Raw genomic sequence first — 18,630 nt, forward strand, 5'->3', positions numbered from 1 at the left:
TGCTTCGTACTCGACCACCGTCATCATCCCGGTCGCCATGTGGTAGAGGTGGTGGCAATGGAACGGCCAGCGGCCGGGGTTGTCGGCGTCAAACGCGAGGGTCACCTCGCGCATCGGCGGTACCCAGACGGTGTCGCGCACCGCGCCTTGCAAGGACCGCCCGTCGATCGCCACCACCTGGAAATGGTGGCCGTGAAGGTGCATGGGGTGGCCCATCATGCTCATGTTGCGGATCGTCACTTCGGCCCGTTCGCCCTTGCCTCCACAAAGGTCCGAATCGCTTCAAAACCAGACTTATCCCAACTTCGCGAGTTCCACGCGGCGGACACGCCCGAACGTTCTTCCGCTTTTAGTCGCATGTGCCTTTCATCAGCACTGTTCATGGTTTCCGAACCCTCGATGTTTGGCTATCATCGAGGCGAAATCGGGAATGTGGAAAAAAACCCGCGCGAATAATAATCGTGAGCGTTGGTGGGGATGTATCGGATGGCAATGGCAGGCAAACATCCCGCCCGACGGGGATGGCGGGCCCGGTGTCCCTGGGTGTTCCCCTCGGCAGTTCTGGCCGCAGCCATCCTGGCCGCCGGCAGCGCTGCGGCCCAATCCCAACAGCCGCAAGCCGAGCCCAGCTTGGCCACTTCGCAGGACTGCACCAAGATCACCGTCGAGTATGCCGACGATCCGACGCTGACGGATGCCGAGAAGATCGCCCGCATGGACCAAGCCCTGTTCCGCTCGCTGAGCCGCTACGAGGCCTGCCGCAACGCCGCGACCGCCCAGGGCGGCGGTGGGGGCGGAGGAGGCGGGGGTGGCGGCGGTAACGGCGGAGGCGGAGGCGGTTCCGCCGGCGCGGCCGCCGGGGCGGCCGGCGAGACTGGCGCGTCGGGCGGCGGCGCCGGCAATTCGGTGGCTTCCTCGGACATGGCGGGCACGGAAAAGCCGGCGGCGAGCGCCAGCGGCGCCTCGGCCCAGGCCAAGCCGAGCGAGACCGCCGCCCTTCCCGGCGACGGCAAGACCGTGGGGGCGGGCGGCCAAAGTCCGATCGGCAGCGGCAAGGCGCCGGAGGACATTCCGCCGGCCGACAACGACACCGTCTTGGAAAAGCAGATCCGCGAAGCCGCGATGCGCGAGACCGACCCGGCGGTGAAGGAAAAGCTGTGGAACGAATACCGGCGCTATAAAGGCATCAAGCAGAAGCAATAACATCCGACCCATATGCAGGGCGGAGGGAAGAAGACGATGCGAACCTTGAAGACGATAACGGCCTATCTGGTTTCCGCGTGTCTCGCGCTGTCGGGATGCGTCACCCCCTCGGGTTCCGGCTCGGGGTCCTCCGCCGGCGTCGGCCCCCAGCTGTCCTCCTTGTTCGGAAAGCAGGACCGCAGCGCCGAGCCCAACCGCCCGAAGCTCGATGTCGTCATCCCGGTATTCGACCCCGGCCTGCCCGAGGACGAGACGAAGTACGACGAGGAAGGGGTGTGGCCGGAGTTGCGCCGCGCCGAGGCCAACCGCTTCGCCGTCAAGATGAAGGAAGCCCTGGAGGCGACGGGCGCCTTCGGCGCGGTCCGCGTGACGCCGGACAAGACGGCGACCGGCGACCTTTACGTGATCGGCCGCATCGCCAAGTCGAACGGCGAGGAGATCGAGATCGACATCGAGGTCTTCGACATCTCGGGCAAAAAATGGATGGGCGAGTCCTTCGACCACGAGGTCGCCCCCGAATTCCACAAGAACATCCGCAACAAGGGCAAGGACCCCTACGACCCGGTGTTCGCCGAGGCGGCCAAGGACATCGTCGAAGAGCTCAACGACCACGACGCCGCCGAATTGGGGACCATCCGGCAACTGGCCGACCTTCGCTTCGGGGCCAGCTTCTCGGACCAGGCCTTCACCAGGCACATGAAAATGGACGGCAGCCAGGTCAAGCTGGTCAGCATGCCGGCCGACGACGACCCGATGCTGCGCCGCACCCGGGCCATCCGGGTCAGAGACCAGCTTTTCGTCGACGGCCTGCAGGCCCAGTACCAGTCGTTCAGCCAGGGCATGAACGACAGCTACGCCATGTGGCAGGAGCAGAGCCTGACCGAGGTCATCGCCGCGCGGGAAGCCAGCCAGAAATCGGCCGGCCAGGCCTTCGTGGGCGCGCTCCTGATCGGCGCCGCGGTGCTGTCCGCGGTGGCCGGGGCGCGTTCGAATTCATCCTCCGGAAGCACGGCCGGCCTGGCCGGCGCCACCGTCGCCGGCATCGGCGGCGCGATGATGCTGAGCAAGAGCTTCCAGACCAGCGACGAGGCCAAGGTTCACCGCGACGCCCTGAACGAGCTTGGCCAGTCGGTCGACATGGAACTGGCCCCGCAGGTCGTCAAGTTCGAGGAAAAGACGGTGAAGCTGACCGGCGACGCCAAGGAACAGTTCGGCCAATGGCGGGAATTCCTGAAGCAGGTGTACGCGGTCGAGCGCACCCCCGAGACCGTGCTGTAGGACGAGTTCCGCTCCATGCTTGACGAAAAGTTGAGGGACGCGAGCCGCAAAGCCTCGCACGACCGACTCCGCCTTTCCCTTGGCATCACCGCCGTCATCGCCGGCATGCTGGCGATCCTCGCCGCCGCCACCTTTCTGTGGGAGCGCGCCGACCGGCCGCCCGAGGTGGCTTCGGCGCCGGGCCCGGCCCTTCCCGCCCCCATCCAGGCGGCCAACCCGGCGACGGCCGCCGTCGCCCAGCCGGCCGCCGACCCCGGCGCCGCGGACCGCGAGTTGTTCAAGCAGGAACTGGCCGCCTTCGAGGCCGATCTTGAGCCGCGGGTGGCCGGGCAGCCCTTCCTCAACTGGAACGCCGAGGCCCGGCAGAACATCCTCGCCGCCAAGGAAAAGGCCATCTCGGCGATGGCGATGAGCGAGTACGCCAAGGCGCGCCACGAGCTGGCGCAGGGCGTCGGCCTGGCGCGGACCGAACTCAAGGCCATGGAAACCGCCTTCCAGACGGCGCTCGCCAACGCCAGGACCCACCACGCCCAGGATGCCTACGACCCGGCCAGCGCCGAAATTGCCAAGGCGCTCCAGATCAATCCCCAGGACGACGTCGCGCTGGCGCTGAAGGCCGACATCGATGCCCTGCCCCAGGTGCTGAAGCTGGTCAGGCAGGCCGAGGTCGCCCGCCTGGCCAACGACCCGGAGGCCGAGGCCGCGCATCTGCGCGCCCTGCTGGCAGCGGCGCCGGAGCGCACGGCCGACAAGGAAAGGCTCGGCCGGCTCGAAGGGCAGATCAGGGAAAGGCAGTTCGGCGCCGCCATCCGGCGGGGCATGGAAGCCGTCGAGAAGCGCGATCTCAAGGCGGCCAGGAACGGGCTGGCCACGGCCACCCGGCTTTCCCCCGGCCGCCAGGAGGTCACCCTGCTGGGCGGCCAGGTTAAGAAGCTGGCGGACGCGGTCAGGATGGACGATCTGTTGGGCCGCGCCAGGCTTGCCGCCGGCCGCGACGACTGGGTCGGCGCGCTGGCCGCCTATTCGGAGGCCGTGAAGCTCGACGCCGGCAACCGCGCCGCCATCGAGGGCGCCCAGGCCGCCCAGGCCATCGTCGACCTGACGGCGAAAATCGAGGCCCATCTCCAGAACGCCCACCGGCTGGGCTCGCCGGCCGCGGCGGCCGATGCCCGCGCCGTTCTCGCACTGGGAACCGCCTACGCCGGACAAAGCCCCCAGGTGGCCAACGGCATGGCCCGCCTCACGTCCCAGCTCGACGCCTACGGCAAGAAGGTGGCGCTGCGGGTCCGCTCGGACAGCCAAACGGACATCGTCGTGCGCGGCGTCGGCAAGATCGGCCGTACCACCGAGAAGACGATCGAGCTGAAGCCGGGGGCCTACACGTTCGAAGGCGTGCGGCCGGGCTACAAGGCGCGCCTCGTCGAGGTCTCCATCGCGCCCGGCCAGACGGGCATCGTCGTGGAGGTCGTGTGCGATGAACGACTATAACGCCCGCCTCGAACAGGCGCAGGCCCGCCAGCGGCGGCTTCATCTTTCCATTGCCGCCGGCTTGGCGGCGATTGCCGTCACCGTGCTGTGCATCGTCGTCTTCACCAACGGCACTTCGGTCAGGATCCTTCCCGAGGAGGCCGCCGCCAGCGGCCGGATCGAGGTCGTCCAGGGCTTCGGGGCGGCGGTTGGCACCGTCGTCTACACCATCGGCGGCGCCCCGGTGGTGCGGGCGTCGGCCGCCGGCTACCAGCCGTCCGACCGCCAGATCGCGCCCGGGGAGAAGGGGCGCACCGTCGACATCACCCTGCGCCCGCTACCGGGCCGGCTGATCGCCGCCACCGCGCCGCAGGACGCCCGCACCCGCTGGTCGATCAACGGCCAGCTGGCGTCGGTTTCCGCGGCGCTCGACCGCCCGCTCGAGGCCGGCGACTACGCGCTTTCCATCGACAACCCCTATTTTCGCGTCGAGACCCGGACGGTGACGGTCAAGCGGGGCGAGGAGGTCCGCCTCGAGGTGCCGTTCGAAAGCGTGGTCGGGCGGCTTCGCATCGAGGCCCTGCCGAAGGATGCCGCCGTCAGCATCGACGACGCGCCGGCCGGCGCCTCGCCCATCGAGCTTGAGAAGAAGGGCGGCGCCTATCGCATCGCCGTCGCCCATCCCGACTACGTCACCGTCAACGAGGTCGTCGAGATCACCTGGGCCGAGCCCGAGGTGGCGCGCGCCTATAAGCTCCAGCGCAAGCCGGCGACGCTGAGCTTCAGCGCCACGCCGCCGGGCGGCAGCCTGCTGGTCGACGGCACCCGGGCCGATCCGGCCGCCCCGCTGGCGGTGGAATCCAACGTCGAGCACAAGGTCAGCTATCTCAAGCCCGGCTACTTTTCCGAGACCCGGTCGATCACCTTGCGGCCGGCCGAAAGCCGCCAGGTGGCTTTCGCGCTCAAGGCCGAAACCGGCAAGGTCGAGGTGCAGGCCCAGCCGGCCGCCACGGTCTTCGTCAACGGCCAGGAGATGGGCCCGACGCCGATGACGCTGGAGCTGCCGGCCGTGCCGCACGACATCTCGGTGCGCAAGCCGGGCTATCGCTCGGTCGAGCGCACGGTGACGGCGGACAGCAAGAAGCCGATCCTGGTGCGCGTCACGCTGGAAACCGAGCTGGCCGCCCGCCTCGGCGCCGCACCCCCGCAGTACACCAACGCGGCCGGCATCGCCTTGAAGCTGTTCAAGCCCACCAGTTTCGTTTCGGGCGGCACCCGCGCCGAGCCGGGCCAGCGGGCCAACGAGTTCGTCAAAAACATCCGGCTGGAAAAGCCCTTCTACGCCGGCCTGCACGAGATTACCCGCGATCAGTACGCCAAGTTCAAGGGCGGCGCGGCAGCGGGCGGGACCGGCAACACGCCCGTTACCGCCATTGGCTGGGAGGACGCGGCGCTTTTCTGCAATTGGCTGAGCGCCAGAGAAAAGCTCGAACCGGTCTACGTCATGCGAGACGGCAGGCTGGCCTCGGTCAATGCCGCGGCCGACGGCTACCGGCTGCTCAGTGAAGCCGAGTGGGAGTGGCTGGCCCGCCGGGCCGGCCGCGACAAGCAGACGATCTTTCCGTGGGGCAACGAGGCCGTGGTGCCGCCGATGGCCGGCAACATCGCCGACGAGGGGGCTCAGGGCAAGGTTCAGGTGTTCGTGCCGGGCTACAACGACGGACAGGCGGGGGTGGCCGCGGTCGGCAGCTTCAAGGCGGAGCCCTCGGGGCTCTACGACCTGACCGGCAACGTCAGTGAATGGGTGCACGACTTCTATTCGCTGGAACCGCCGGTGGGCAACGCCGTCGAGCGCGACCCGCTGGGTCCTTCCTTCGGCGACAGCCATGTTGTCAAAGGCTCGAATTGGCGCTCTGCTACGCGCAGCGAGCTTCGCGCCGCCTATCGCGACGGCCTGATGGCGGGCCGCGACGACGTCGGATTTCGGATCGGGAGATATGTGTATGGAGGTCCTGGCGATGCCAAGGCTCAGTAGGAAGGTGAAGCGCTGGATCGTGATCGTGGCGGCGGTGATCGCCTGTGGGGGCATGATCAATTTCGCCATCGCCCAGTCCGGCATCAGCCTCGATTCGCCGGTCTCGTTCCCGGTGGACATCTGACATGCGCCAGATGCTCCCCAGCCTGGCGGCGCTCGTGCTGTCCACCGTTCTCGTCCACCTCGCCTACATCGGCTACATCCGCCCCGAGGCCGCGCTGGCCATCGAGATCGCCCAGCAGGCCGGGCAGTCGGCGCCGCGCGACATCTTCGTCATCCTCAAGGACTGGGAGCAGGAGATCTGCATCGTCCTGATGTTCTGGGGGTCGTTCCTGATTCTCAGCAAGTCCTTCGCCATCATGAAGCACCGCTACCTGTTCACGGTGGACCTGCTGGACGGCGCCACCCGCCAGCAGGAGGACCTGAAGTCGGTCCTGGATTCCTTGGGCAACCTGCCCGCCAACATCCGGGAAACGCCGCTGGTCCGCACCCTGATGGCGAGCCTCCGGCGCTTTCTGATCACCGGCGACGTCCAGAACACCTCGGAGGCCATCGAATCCAGCATCGAGGCCCTGGCCGTCAAGCAGGAGGCGGAAAATTCGATGATCCGCTACCTGATCTGGGCGATCCCCTCGATCGGCTTCATCGGCACGGTGCGCGGCATCGGCGAGGCGCTGTCGCTGGCCGACCAGGCGCTGGCCGGCGACATCACGGGCATGACCAACAGCCTGGGGATCGCCTTCAACTCGACCCTGGTGGCGCTGCTGATCAGCATCCTGCTGATGTTCTTCCTGCACCAGCTGCAGCGCCTGCAGGACGGGCTGGTCGTCGACACCCAGGCCTATTGCGAAAGCTTTCTTCTCAACCGGATCAGCGAAGTAGGTCACATCTGAAACCCAGGCGCACGATCGAAGGGCTGAACCTGTCGTTCCTCGACATCATGGCGTGTGGGTTGGGGGCGATCATCCTCGTCTTCATGCTGGTCAAGCACAACGCCGCCGACAGCGTGCCCGAGACCGAGCTTCTGGCGGCCGACATCGCCCGCCTCGAAGCCGAAGAGCAGCAGATCCGCGGCCGCATCGAGGCAGTGAAGGCCGAGACCGAGCAGGCCGAGAAGGGGATCAAGGCGGCATCCGGCCAGATCGCCAGCCTGGAATCCTCGGTCGAGGCCAGCCGGCAGACCGCCGCCCAGAGCCAGAGCAAGATCGCCCAACTCAAGGAAACCATCGAGAAGACCGAGATCGCCGAGACGTCCGACGTCGTCGAATCCCCGAAGGCGGGCGAGGAAACCTACCTGATGGGGCTCAAGGTCGAGGGGCGGCGGATCGCCATCTTGGTCGACTCCAGCGCCTCGATGACCGACGAGACCCTGATCGAGATCATCCGCCGCAAGAGCAGCCCCGACGCGGTGAAGCGCCAGGGCCCGAAGTGGAAGCGGACCAAGGAAGTGGTCAAGTGGCTGCTGGCCCGGGTGCCCGACATCTCGGAAGTCGCCGTCATGGCCTTCAACGAGAAGGCCATCCCACTGGGCGGCGGCGCTTGGCTCAAGGGTTCCGACGGCGGGGCGATCGCCCGCGTGCTCAGCGAGCTCGATGGCCTGGTGCCGGCCGGCGCCACCAACCTGCAGGCCGGGCTCAACGGCTTGGCGCCGCTGCGGGCGAGCAACCTCTACGTCGTCACCGACGGACTGCCGACGGCGGGGGAGTCCAACTACCGCAGCCTCAATCCGTTTTCCGCCTGCGCGGCGCTGTGGGGAAGCGCCAGCACCATCTCGGGCGAATGCCGCTCCCGGCTGTTCCTCCAGACCCTGACCGAGAGCGGCGCCAAGGGCGGCGGCGTCGTCAATGTCATCCTGCTGCCGATCGAGGGCGACCCGGAAGCGACGCCCGCGTTCTGGGCGTGGACGGCGGCGACCGGCGGGCTTCTCATCAGCCCCGTGGGTAACTGGCCATGAAGCGGCGAAGCCGGGCGCTCGAGATTTTCAGCCTGTCGTTCCTCGACATCATCTCGTGCGGGTTCGGCGCCGTCGTGCTTTTGGTGCTGATTTCCGACAACGCCGAGCTTGCGGCCTCGGCCGACCAAGCCGGCACGGCGGCCATGCTGGGCGAGGTGCTGGAGGGCGAGAAGACCATCGACAGCCTGAGCGCGGAACTGGACCGCCAGTCGGAGGCCCTGCAGGGCCGCCAGACCCTGCAGGCCAGCTTCGAGCGCCGCGCCGCCCTGCTGCGTCAGTCGTTGAGCAACGCCACCCGCCAAGCCCAGGAGCTGGCCGCCCAGAAGGAGGGCCTGGAAATGGTCCAGACCTCGCTCAAGAAGGCGGCCATCACGCCGGCCACGGCCGAGAAGCGCGACGAGGAAGTCGGCGGCATCCCGGTCGACAGCGACTACGTGATCTTCATCGTCGACACCTCGGGCAGCATGCAGAACATCTGGTCGCGCGTGACCAGCGAGATGAAAAGCGTGCTGGCCATTCACCCCAAGGTGAAGGGCTTCCAGATCATGAACGACATGGGCACGCACCTGATCTCGGGATACCGGGGACAATGGATCCCCGACACTCCCGGCCGGCGGGACAGCGCGTTCAAGCTGTTCACGGGCTGGACCTCGGCCTCCAACAGCAGCCCGGTCGAGGGCCTCGAGGCGGCGCTGCGCCAGTACGCCAAGCCCGGCGTCTCGCTTTCCATCTACGTCTTCGGGGATGACTACACCGGCGCGTCCTACGAACCGGTGCTGGACATGATCGCCCGCCTGAACGCCAACCGCGCGAGCGGCGACCAACTGGCCAAGATCCACGGCGTCGGCTTCATGTCGCCGGGCACCACCAACCGCTTCGGCATCCTGATGCGCGAAGTGGCGCGGCGCAACGGCGGCACTTTCCTCGCCCTTAAGCGGTGACCGTTCGAGTTTTGGCGCCGCGGACATATAGTCAGGCAAGGTTAGCGTGGAAGTTTCTCCGGGACCGGCCGACTACGCAATGATCGACGGGTTTCACTGAGTACGGGCCCTAAAGCCGCACCCACGCGCCATCCTGGGCGGTCGAGCGCAGGCAGGCGTCGATAAAGGCAAGGCCGGCCAACCCGTCCTCGGCGGTCGGATAAAGCACCTCCGCATCGGGTTCTCCACGGGTCCGTGCCGTCCTAATCGCTCGCGCCGCCTCGGCATACAGATTGGCGAACGCCTCGAGGTAGCCTTCGGGATGGCCGGACGGAATGCGGCTCACGCGGGCGGCCGGCGCCGTCGCGCCGGCTCCGGCCCGGGTGAGCAAACGGCTCGGCTGTCCGAACGGGGTGAACCGCATGGTGTTGGGCTCTTCCTGAGCCCATTCGAGCCCGCCCTTGGAGCCGTAGACGCGCAAGCGCAGGCCGTTCTCGTTGCCCGGCGCCACCTGACTGGCCCACAACATGCCCTTGGCGCCGCCGGCGAAGCGCAGCAGCACGTGGACGTTGTCGTCGAGGCGCCGGCCGACGACGAAGGTGGTCAGATCGGCGCACACGGACTCCAACCGGAGTCCGGTGACGAAACAAGCCAGGTTGTAAGCGTGGGTGCCGATGTCGCCGATGCAGCCGCCCGGTCCCGAGCGGCCGGGATCGGTCCGCCATCCGGCCTGCTTCTGGCCGGTGTCCTCGAGCTTCTCGGTCAGCCAGTCCTGGGCGTACTCGGCCTGCACGACCCGGATCTCGCCGAGTTCGCCGGCCTCGACCATGGCGCGCGCCTGGCGGATCAGCGGATAGCCCGTGTAGTTGTGGGTCAGCACGAACAGCCTGCCGCTGCCGGCGGCGAGACGCGCAAGCTCCTTCGCCTCCTCCAGCGTCGCCGTCATCGGCTTGTCGCAGATCACGTGGATTCCACGGGCCAGAAACTCGCGGGCGATCGGCAAGTGCATGTGGTTCGGCGTGACGATGGATACCGCCTCGATGCCGTCTTTACGCCGCGATTCGGCCTCGGCCATCGCCGCAAAGGTGGTGTAGATGCGATCCGGTGCCAGCCCCAGTTCGCGACCCGAAGCCTCGGCCTTCTCCGGCGTGCTGGACAGGGCACCGGCCACCAGTTCGAATTCGTCGTCAAGCCGGGCCGCGATGCGGTGAACGGCGCCGATGAACGCCCCCTGCCCGCCGCCGACCATGCCCAGGCGGATACGCAGCGAGCGCACCATGCCATGTCCTTCAATCGCCATGACTGAACTCCTCCTTACGACAAGCCGAGCCGCCGCCGGTTGGCCGCCTCATCGGCGCCACCGCCGGCAAAGTCGTCGAACGCCTTTTCGGTGACGCGGATGATATGGTCCTTGACGAACGCCGCACCCTCGACGGCGCCATCCTCGGGATGCTTCAGGCAGCACTCCCATTCCACCACCGCCCAGCCCTCGAAATCGTTGGCCGCGAACTTGGAAAAGATGGCGCCGAAGTCGATGTGGCCGTCGCCCAGCGAGCGAAACCGGCCGGCGCGGTCGACCCACGGCTGGTAGCCGGAATAAACCCCCTGGCGGCCGGTCGGGTTGAATTCCGCGTCCTTGACGTGGAACATCTTGATGCGGTCCTTGTAGATGTCGATGTTCTCCAGATAGTCGAGGGCCTGGAGCACGTAGTGCGACGGGTCGTAGAGCATGTTGCAGCGGGGATGGCCGCCCACCCGCTCCAGGAACATCTCGAAGGTGATGCCGTCGTGCAGGTCCTCGCCGGGATGGATCTCGTAGCAGACGTCGATGCCGCACCTGTCGGCGGCATCGAGGATGGGCCGCCAACGGCGCGCCAGTTCTCCGAACGCGGTATCGATCAGCCCGGCCGGACGCTGCGGCCACGGATAGAGGAATGGCCAGGCAAAGCCGCCGGAAAAAGTGGCGAGAGCGACCGTTCCCAGGTTCTGTGACGCCCGCAGCGCCTTCGTCATCTGGTCGACCGCCCACTCGCGCCGCGCCTCGGGTTTGCCCCGCACCTCGGGCGCGGCGAACGCATCGAACGCCTCGTCATAGGCGGGATGGACGGCCACCAACTGTCCCTGCAAGTGGGTTGCCAGCTCGGTGACCTGAATGCCGTTGGCCGCCGCCACGCCCTTGATCTCGTCGCAATAGGTCTTGGACTCGGCGGCCTTCGCCAGGTCGAAGAGCCGCCCGTCCCAGGCCGGGATCTGGACCCCGACATAGCCGCACTCGGCGGCCCATTTCGTGATGCCGTCCCACGAGTTGAACGGCGCCGCGTCGCCGGCGAACTGCGCCAGGAAAAGCGCCGGTCCCTTGATCGTTTTCATCTCGCACTCCCGTTCATGTGAACCTTGCTTGTCGGTGGGAAACCGGAAAGCGGACCGGCACGCGGCCCGCCTTCCAGGCCTGCTCAGAAGGGGGAGTCGGGATAGTAGAACTGCTTGGCGTTCTCCGGCGTGATGAGGACGGAGTCGATGATGTATTCCTTCTTCGTCTCCTTGCCGCCGGCCATCTTTCCCGCGGTGATCTCCATGGCATCGGCGATCATGGTCGGCGGATAGGTGACGTCGACCGGAATCAGCTTGTCGCCGTCCATCACCCGCTTGACGATGTCCTTCATGCCGGCGCCACCGACAACAAAGAGTTTGTCCTGGCGGCCGGCCTGGCGGATCGCCTCCATGGCGCCGAGCGAGATGTCGTCGTCCTGCGCCCACACGGCGTCGATCTCGGGGAAACGCGCCAGGAAATCCTGCATCACCTTGAAGCCGTCGTCGCGGTTCCAGTTGGCGTACTGCGAGGCCAACACCTCGATGTCGCTGCCCTTGATCGCCTTCATGAAGGCATCGAAGCGCTGGTTGTCGATCACCGTCGGGATGCCCCGGAGAACGACGATCTTGGCGGATTTGCCTTCAAGGCGCTTGCGCATGTACTCGCCGGATATCCGGCCCATCTGCGGGTTGTTGCCGGCCACGTAGATGTCCTGGATCGACGGGTCCCCGAGGCCGCGGTCGACGACGGTGACGAAGACGCCAGACTGTTTGACCTGGCGCACCGGATCGGTCAGCGGGTCGGATTCGAACGGTAGGATGACCAGCGTCTTGATCTGGTGGATGGAGACGAGATCCTCGAGGTCGTTCGCCTGGCGGGCGGCATCGGGCGCCGAAACCAGCACGATCTTGAGGTTCGGGTATTGCTTCTCGAGACGTTCTTTCGCCTGCTGGGCGTGGAAATTGATGCCTCCCGTCCACCCATGCGTGGCCGCGGGAATCGAGACTCCCATCTTGATCTCCTCGGCCGCGTGGGTCGCCGTGACGGCGGCGAGGCCGAGCGCGATGGCTGCGAGCGATGATTTGAACCACATGGCTTTTCTCCCCGTACTGTGATGCGGCCGGCCGGTGGCAATTCAGCCGGTTCCGCGCGTGCCGTTCCCTCGCTGGAGGAGCACGGCGATGATGATGATGGCGCCCTGGATGGCGCCGTTGAGGTAGACGCTGATGGCGCCGGTAAGGTTGAGGATGTTGCCGATCAGGGTCAGCGTGACGGTGCCGACGACGGTCCCCCAGATGCGCCCGTAGCCGCCCTTGAGCCGGGTGCCGCCGATGATCACGGCGGCGATCGCCTCGAGTTCCCACAAGAGGCCGGTGGTGGCCGAGGCCGAGCCCAGGCGCGGCACGTAGATGGCCACGGCCAGCGCGACGCAAAGCCCCTGGATGACGAAGGCCATCGTCTTCACTGCGTTGACGCTGACTGCCGAATAGCGCGCCACCTGTTCGTTGGAGCCGATCGCCGAGCAGTAGCGGCCGAAGCGGGTGCGATAGAGAATCACCGCCCCGGCGGCCGCCACCAGCGCAAACAGGATGATCGGATAGGAAATCCCGAAGATGCCGCCGTAATAGAGCGGCCGGTAGACCGTGCGCACCGCAGGGTCCAGCGACAGTGTGCCGCCGTTGGCCAGGTAGGTGACCAGGGAGCGGAAGATGCCCATGGTGCCGAGGGTGACGATGAAAGCCTCGATGCGGCCCTTGGTCACCAGCACGCCGTTGACGCCGCCGGCGACGATGCCCAGGCCGACGGAAACGGCGATGCCGGCAGCGACGATGAGAGCGCCTGCCCCCGCCCCGCCGACCAGGGCGTTCATCGCGATGATGGCGACGCCGGCGATGAAGGCAGCCATGGATCCGACCGAAAGGTCGATCGCCCCGGCCGCGATGACGAAGGTCGCACCGATGGCGATGATGCCGATGAAGGCCGACCGCGTCAGGACGTTGACGATATTGCTGGGATTGAGGAAGGCCGGATTGACGAGTGTCGCCAGCACGATCAGCGCGGCGAGCGCCAGGAACGGCCCCCAGACCTTCAGGTCGACCCTAATGGCGGGTCGTCGCGAGGCCGGTGGCATGGCGGACGATCTCGTTCTCATTGATGTCGTTCCCGGCAAGGACGCCCGTGATGGTTCCGCCGTGCATGACGACGGCGCGATGGCAAAGCCCGATGATTTCCGGAAGGTCCGAAGAGATGACGATGACCGACCCGCCACGGCGGGCGAAGTCGTGCAGGAACAGATAGATCTGCTGCTTGGTGCCGATGTCGATGCCGCGCGTCGGCTCGTCGACGATCAGGATCTCCGGTTCCACCTGCATGGTCTTGGCGAGCAGCAGTTTCTGCTGATTGCCGCCACTGAGCGCCGATACCGTCGCCTCGAGGCTGGCGGCCCGGATGTCGAAGTCCTTGGCCGCGCGCTGGAGCGCCGCCCGCTCGCGGCGGTCGTCCAGGAAGACGGTGCCGTAGCGCCTCAGGGCCAGCAGGGTGAGATTGGGTCGGAGACGCATGTCGACCAGCAGGCCCTTGCCCTTGCGGTCCTCGGTCAGATAGGCGATTCCGGCTGCCGCGGCATCATCGAGCGAATGGACCGAAAGCGGCCGGCCATCCCGTTCGATGCGGCCGCCCGTCCGATGGCGCAATCCCAGCGTCCCCTCGATCAACTCCGTCCGTCCGGCCCCGACCAGGCCCGCGAAGCCCAGGATCTCGCCGCGTCTGAGGTCGAAGGAGGCGTCGGCCACCCAACCCGGAACCGTGAGGCCGGTGACGCTGAACACGATGGCGGCATCGTCGGCCGGTGGTTGCGTGGGCAAAAACATGTCGGAGATCGACCGGCCGACCATCAGGCGGGCGATATCGTCATGGCTCAGTTCGGCGGTCGGCCGGGTGTCGATGCGCCTTCCGTCCCGCAGGACGGTCACCCGATCCGATATCGCCTTCACCTCGTTGAGTTTGTGCGAGATGTAGACGATGCCGACGCCCTGCTGCTTGAGACGGCGGATCAGACGGAACAGGATCTCGGTCTCGGCGCCGGTCAGTACCGCCGTGGGCTCGTCCATGATGAGCACGCGCACATCCCGGGATACCGCCTTGGCGATCTCGACCATCTGCTTTTCCGAGACCGCAAGGTCGAGGACGCGCCTCATCGGATCGACGTCGCAATTGAGGTCGGCCAGCGCCCGGCGCGACCTGTCGCGCATGGCAGCACAGTCGAGGAAGGGTCCGCGACGGAGTTCACGCCCGAGAAAGATGTTCTCCTCGACCGTCAGATGTTCGGCCAGACTGAATTCCTGGTGGATCAGGATGATGCCCCGCGCCTCGGCCCCGCCGCTGTCTGCCAAGGCAACGGGCTGGCCATCAAGGAGAACCTGCCCGACGCTGGGCCGGTGATAGCCGGAAAGCGCCTTCATCAACGTCGACTTGCCGGCGCCGTTCTCGCCGACCAGCGCATGGACCTCGCCCGCCAGCACGTCGAAATCCACCCCCTCCAGGACCTGCACCGTCCCGAAGCTCTTGGCGATGTTCCGGCCCGCGAGGATCGGGTTTGCCATGGCTCCTCTGCTCAGGTGTCGGCCGCTGACCAGTTCAATCCGCGGCGCAGGATTGTCCGCATCTCGGGCACCTCGAACTCGGCCGCCACGTGCCCCAGCGACGTGTAGAACACCCGGCCCTTGCCGTGCCTGCGCTTCCACACCACCGGCATCACCACGCCGTCGATCCACCACGCGTGATCACCTTTGAATGTGGTGGTGGCCAGGACCTCGTTCGAGGGGTCGACGTGCATGTAGTACTGCTCCGAGCGATAGGGGAATCGCTCGATGCCCGCCATGATGGGATCATCCGGCCTGGTGACGTCGACCCAATAGTCGATGATCTTGCCGGGATGGGCGACCCATTGGCCGCCGCACATGAACTGGTAGTCGACGGCCTCGCGAAAGGCATCGCACATGCCGCCGTGGAAGCCGGCCAGACCGACGCCGCCTTCCACTGCACGCGTCAGATTGGCGACCTCCGCCTTCTCGATCTTCGCCATGGTATAGATCGGAACAACGAGGCTGAGGTCCTTGATGGCGGGGTCGGCGAAGGCTGCGGTGGTGGTTTCGACGCGGACATCGAAACCGTCCTCCTTGAGGATGTCGGCCACGATGGCGGCGCAGCGGTCTGGCTCGTGTCCATTCCAGCCGCCCCACACGATCAAGGCTTTTCGCATGATCTCAACCTCCTGTTTTGCTTGCCGGCGCCGGCGCGGGGCCCAGCCGTCCGTCGATCAGATCGTCGCTCAGGGGCGCCGGCCTGGTGGCCGAGCTTTCGATGGCGATCCGCCGCCCCGCCGCCGCCGATTTTTCAAAGGCCTCGATGACTTCGAGGACATGCAGGGCAAGCTCGCCGCTGGCCCGATGGGGTCGGCCGTCCCGCAGGGCGTGCGCCATGTCGGCGAGCCCGATGCCGCGATGGTTGGCGTCCGCGTAGGGCATGTCGGTGGCCACGTCGGCCCACTCGCCGCCCTTGGGCAGGATCTGGACTTGGCCGCCGAAACGGTTGGGGTCGGGGACGATCAACGTGGCATCGGTGCCGTAGATCTCGAGCGGCAGATGCTTGTGCCCGGCAACGTCGAAACTGGTGGCGATCTGGACGACGGCGCCGCAGGCGAATTCCATGATACCGGCGACGTGGGTCGCCACCTCGACCTCGACGAACTGCCCGCGTAACGGTTCGCTGAGGATCGGCCGGCGCTCCCGCGCCTTGGTGGCGGAACCGAGGACCGACTTGACCGGCCCCAGCAGGTTGACCAGGTCGGTGATGTAATAGGGTCCCATATCCAGCATCGGCCCGCCGCCTGGCTGATAATAGAAGGCTGGATTTGGATGCCAGCGTTCGTGGCCCGGGCACATGAAGAAGGCGGTGCCGCCGACGATGGTGCCCAACGTCCCCTCGTCGACGATGTGCCGGCAGCGCTGATGGGCACCGCCGAAGAAGGTGTCGGGGGCGCAGCCGACCCGCAGGCCCTTCTGCCGCGCCCGCGCCAACACCGTGCGGCCCTCGTCGCAGCGGATGCCGAGCGGCTTTTCCGAATAGACGTGCTTGCCGGCCTCCAGCGCCATCAGGCCCACCTCGACGTGGGCCTTGGGGATCGTGAGGTTGAGGATGATCTCGATCTCGGGATCGTCGAGCAGAGCCTCGATTGCCACCGCCCGCAGTCCGAACTCGGCGGCCTTGGTCTCGGCCACCGCGGGAACGGCGTCGGCCAGCCCCTTGATGTCGAGAACGGGAAATGTCCTGGCGCCGTTCAGATAGGCGCCCGAGATGTTGCCGCAACCGATGACGCCGATCCCGACCCTCCTCATCGACGGTGCCGCACCCTCTCGCCTGGTCGTGTGTCCTGGCCGCGTCGCCTGCGGCGGCGCCGAATCCATCCGGTCGTCCATCATTCCCCCGCAGAGCTCACATGCGGGGTGGCGGTCCTGCCTGCCGCTTTCACAGGCGTCTTTCCCATCAAGGCTTCCACCTCGGCGATGGAGAGGCTGGCAGGGCGGATGCATGACGTCCCGATGGAGACCGCCCGCGATTCCCGGGCGGACAGCAGAATGCCTTCCAGGACATCGAGCACGTGAAGGCCCAACTTTCCATCGCACCGGTGCGGCCGACCCTCGGCAATCGCCGCCGCCATATCCGCCAACCCGATGGCGCGATAGTCGGCGACCATACCCCGCCGGGTCTGGCGGTTGTGTCTCGCCAAGGGATGGCCGTCGTCCGGCACGGCCACGAGCGGGCCATCCCTTTCGGTCAGCTTCACCTCGCCGCCGAAGAAGTTGGGGTCGGGCACCACCATCGATCCGGCCTCGCCATAGATCTCGATGTTGTTGTGCCCATGGTGCCAGACGTCCCAGCTGGCGCTGAAGGAGACCAGCGCACCGGATGTGAATTCCAGGATGCAATGGATCGACGTCGGCGTTTCGACGGCGATCTTCTCGCCCTGCCGTGGCCCGCTGCCGATCGTGCGGGTCGCAAAGGGTGTCGCCGCCATGGCGCTGACCTTCCTGACCGGGCCCATCAGATTGACCAGCATGGTGACGTAGTACGGGCCGAGGTCGAGCACCGGCCCCCCGCCCTCCCGGTAAAGGAAGTCGGGATTGGGGTGCCAGCTCTCGGCTCCCCGCGACATTACGTAGCAGGCTCCCCCGACGATCCCGCCGATCTTCCCCGCATCGACAAGGGAACGGGCCGTCTGTCCCGCCGCGCCGAGGAAGGTGTCGGGGGCCGACCCCAGTCGCAACCCAATGCGTTCCGCGACTTCAACCAACTTCCGGCCCAGCGGGGCCGTCGCCGCCAGCGGCTTTTCGGTATAGACGTGCTTGCCGGCCTCGAGCGCCGCCAGCGAGATCTCGTAATGAGCCGCCGGAATTGTCAGGTTGATGACGAGCTCGATGTCGTCGGCCTCAAGCAGGTCGACAACCGGGCTGTACCGCACGCCGTACCGATCGGCGCATCGTTTCGATGCCGCGTCGAATAGATCGGCGCAGGCGCGAATCTCGACGCCCGGGAATAGGGCCGCGTTGTCGAAGTATCGACTCGAGATGTTTCCGCAGCCGACGATGCCAATGCCGAGCGCCATCTCAATGGCCCCCCGTCATGCGCAGGAACGCCTCGGCCGAACGCCGGGCGAACCGCCGGTAGTCCGAAGGCTTGTCGTGCTCGACGGTGAAGACGGCCGGGTGCAGCCTCTCGATCGCCGGCCACAGGGCCTGCCAGTCAATGACGCCATGGCCGAGATCGGCCCAGCCGTCTTCATCCAGGCACGCGCCGGCCGGCGCGATATCCTTCAGGTGGATTGAAAAGACCCGATCGCCGAACTTGGAGAACCAGACGGCGGGGTCCTGCTTGGCGCGATAGAGCCAGCCGATGTCCACCTGCCAGAGCACCGATGGGGCCCCGCCCAGGAGATGATCGAGCGGCATCGAACCGTCTTCGAGCCGGGCAAACTCGAAGGCATGGTTGTGCCAAGCGAGCCGCAGGCCGGCGCCCTCGAACATTTCGGCGCAGCCCTTGAGCTCCCTGGCGGTCGCCCGCCAGCCCGCCAGATCCTTTTCGCGCTCCGGCACCGGCAGGGCCGACACCACGGCGACGTCCATTCCCAGGACCTTGGCGATATCGATCGTCCGCGCCGGGTCATCGCGGATTTCGCCGAATCCGAAATGGCCGGTCGCCGCCCGCAGGCCATAGCGCTTCAATCCTTGGCGAAGGCCGTCGACGTCCTCGTACAGCCCCCGGTAAGGCTCGGCCTGCCCGTATCCGACATCGGCCAGGACCTTCAGCTTGGCGTCGAGCGACGGCTCGGCGCGCGCACTGTAAAGTTGGAACGACAGATTGGCCGCGTTGGTCATGGAATTTCCTCCGAAAGGCTCGCCGGCAC

General features: G+C 66.8%; 17 protein-coding genes and 1 pseudogene. 8 read left to right on the forward strand and 10 right to left on the reverse strand.

Annotated features, from left to right (window positions below):
• Positions 1 to 66: 66 nt before the first annotated feature.
• Positions 67 to 225 (reverse strand): annotated as a pseudogene (locus ODR01_RS00420) (multicopper oxidase domain-containing protein); the annotation flags it as partial.
• Between the two features lie 318 nt (positions 226 to 543).
• Here ODR01_RS00420 and ODR01_RS00425 point away from each other — a divergent pair.
• The 8 genes from ODR01_RS00425 to ODR01_RS00460 are packed head-to-tail and all read left to right on the forward strand — an operon-like array spanning position 544 to position 8,878.
• Entirely contained in the window at positions 544 to 1,203 is a 660-nt protein-coding gene (locus ODR01_RS00425; protein ID WP_316975617.1) for a hypothetical protein, read from the forward strand.
• A 36-nt stretch (positions 1,204 to 1,239) separates the two neighbouring features.
• Entirely contained in the window at positions 1,240 to 2,481 is a 1,242-nt protein-coding gene (locus ODR01_RS00430; protein WP_316975618.1) for a hypothetical protein, read from the forward strand.
• A 15-nt stretch (positions 2,482 to 2,496) separates the two neighbouring features.
• Positions 2,497 to 3,969 carry a hypothetical protein gene (locus tag ODR01_RS00435; protein WP_316975619.1) on the forward strand — a complete coding sequence of 491 codons (1,473 nt, stop codon included), beginning with the start codon at positions 2,497 to 2,499 and terminating at the stop codon, positions 3,967 to 3,969.
• The gene (locus ODR01_RS00440) at positions 3,956 to 5,983 is read left to right on the forward strand and encodes a PEGA domain-containing protein (protein ID WP_316975620.1); all 2,028 of its coding nucleotides are present in this window, start codon (positions 3,956 to 3,958) and stop codon (positions 5,981 to 5,983) included. The genes ODR01_RS00435 and ODR01_RS00440 overlap by 14 nt, the downstream gene beginning before the upstream one ends.
• A complete protein-coding gene (locus ODR01_RS00445; protein ID WP_316975621.1) occupies positions 5,967 to 6,107 on the forward strand; it encodes a hypothetical protein in 141 nt (46 codons plus the stop codon). Before ODR01_RS00440 ends, ODR01_RS00445 begins: the two co-directional genes overlap by 17 nt.
• 1 nt (position 6,108) lies before the next feature.
• Complete coding sequence (locus ODR01_RS00450) at positions 6,109 to 6,876, forward strand: MotA/TolQ/ExbB proton channel family protein (RefSeq protein WP_316975622.1); 768 nt, start codon at positions 6,109 to 6,111, stop codon at positions 6,874 to 6,876.
• Positions 6,877 to 6,923: 47 nt separating this feature from the next.
• Entirely contained in the window at positions 6,924 to 7,937 is a 1,014-nt protein-coding gene (locus ODR01_RS00455) for a hypothetical protein (RefSeq protein WP_316975623.1), read from the forward strand.
• Complete coding sequence (locus tag ODR01_RS00460; RefSeq protein WP_316975624.1) at positions 7,934 to 8,878, forward strand: hypothetical protein; 945 nt, start codon at positions 7,934 to 7,936, stop codon at positions 8,876 to 8,878. Before ODR01_RS00455 ends, ODR01_RS00460 begins: the two co-directional genes overlap by 4 nt.
• Before the next feature lie 109 nt (positions 8,879 to 8,987).
• Here ODR01_RS00460 and ODR01_RS00465 read toward each other — a convergent pair whose 3' ends face one another.
• From ODR01_RS00465 to ODR01_RS00505, 9 genes are all read right to left on the reverse strand, one after another.
• On the reverse strand, positions 8,988 to 10,157 hold the full coding sequence (locus ODR01_RS00465) for a Gfo/Idh/MocA family protein (RefSeq protein WP_316975625.1): 1,170 nt from the start codon (positions 10,155 to 10,157) through the stop codon (positions 8,988 to 8,990).
• Between the two features lie 14 nt (positions 10,158 to 10,171).
• Positions 10,172 to 11,227 carry a sugar phosphate isomerase/epimerase family protein gene (locus ODR01_RS00470; protein WP_316975626.1) on the reverse strand — a complete coding sequence of 352 codons (1,056 nt, stop codon included), beginning with the start codon at positions 11,225 to 11,227 and terminating at the stop codon, positions 10,172 to 10,174.
• A gap of 83 nt (positions 11,228 to 11,310) precedes the next feature.
• Positions 11,311 to 12,261, reverse strand: a complete 951-nt coding sequence (locus ODR01_RS00475) for an ABC transporter substrate-binding protein (protein ID WP_316975627.1) — start codon at positions 12,259 to 12,261, stop codon at positions 11,311 to 11,313.
• A gap of 42 nt (positions 12,262 to 12,303) precedes the next feature.
• Positions 12,304 to 13,299: an ABC transporter permease gene (locus tag ODR01_RS00480; protein ID WP_316975628.1), complete on the reverse strand. Its 996-nt coding sequence runs from the start codon at positions 13,297 to 13,299 to the stop codon at positions 12,304 to 12,306.
• Entirely contained in the window at positions 13,268 to 14,770 is a 1,503-nt protein-coding gene (locus tag ODR01_RS00485; RefSeq protein ID WP_316975629.1) for a sugar ABC transporter ATP-binding protein, read from the reverse strand. Before ODR01_RS00485 ends, ODR01_RS00480 begins: the two co-directional genes overlap by 32 nt.
• An 11-nt stretch (positions 14,771 to 14,781) precedes the next feature.
• Positions 14,782 to 15,429, reverse strand: coding sequence for a ThuA domain-containing protein (locus ODR01_RS00490; protein WP_316975630.1), 648 nt, complete (start codon positions 15,427 to 15,429; stop codon positions 14,782 to 14,784).
• A 4-nt stretch (positions 15,430 to 15,433) separates the two neighbouring features.
• Positions 15,434 to 16,564: a Gfo/Idh/MocA family protein gene (locus ODR01_RS00495; protein ID WP_316975631.1), complete on the reverse strand. Its 1,131-nt coding sequence runs from the start codon at positions 16,562 to 16,564 to the stop codon at positions 15,434 to 15,436.
• Between the two features lie 80 nt (positions 16,565 to 16,644).
• Positions 16,645 to 17,832 (reverse strand): Gfo/Idh/MocA family protein, encoded by a 1,188-nt coding sequence (locus tag ODR01_RS00500; protein WP_316975632.1) that lies wholly within the window; start codon positions 17,830 to 17,832, stop codon positions 16,645 to 16,647.
• Between the two features lies 1 nt (position 17,833).
• Positions 17,834 to 18,601 carry a sugar phosphate isomerase/epimerase family protein gene (locus tag ODR01_RS00505; RefSeq protein ID WP_316975633.1) on the reverse strand — a complete coding sequence of 256 codons (768 nt, stop codon included), beginning with the start codon at positions 18,599 to 18,601 and terminating at the stop codon, positions 17,834 to 17,836.
• Positions 18,602 to 18,630 lie beyond the last annotated feature (29 nt).

It is taken from the genome of Shumkonia mesophila (assembly GCF_026163695.1).
Classification (GTDB): domain Bacteria; phylum Pseudomonadota; class Alphaproteobacteria; order Rhodospirillales; family Shumkoniaceae; genus Shumkonia; species Shumkonia mesophila.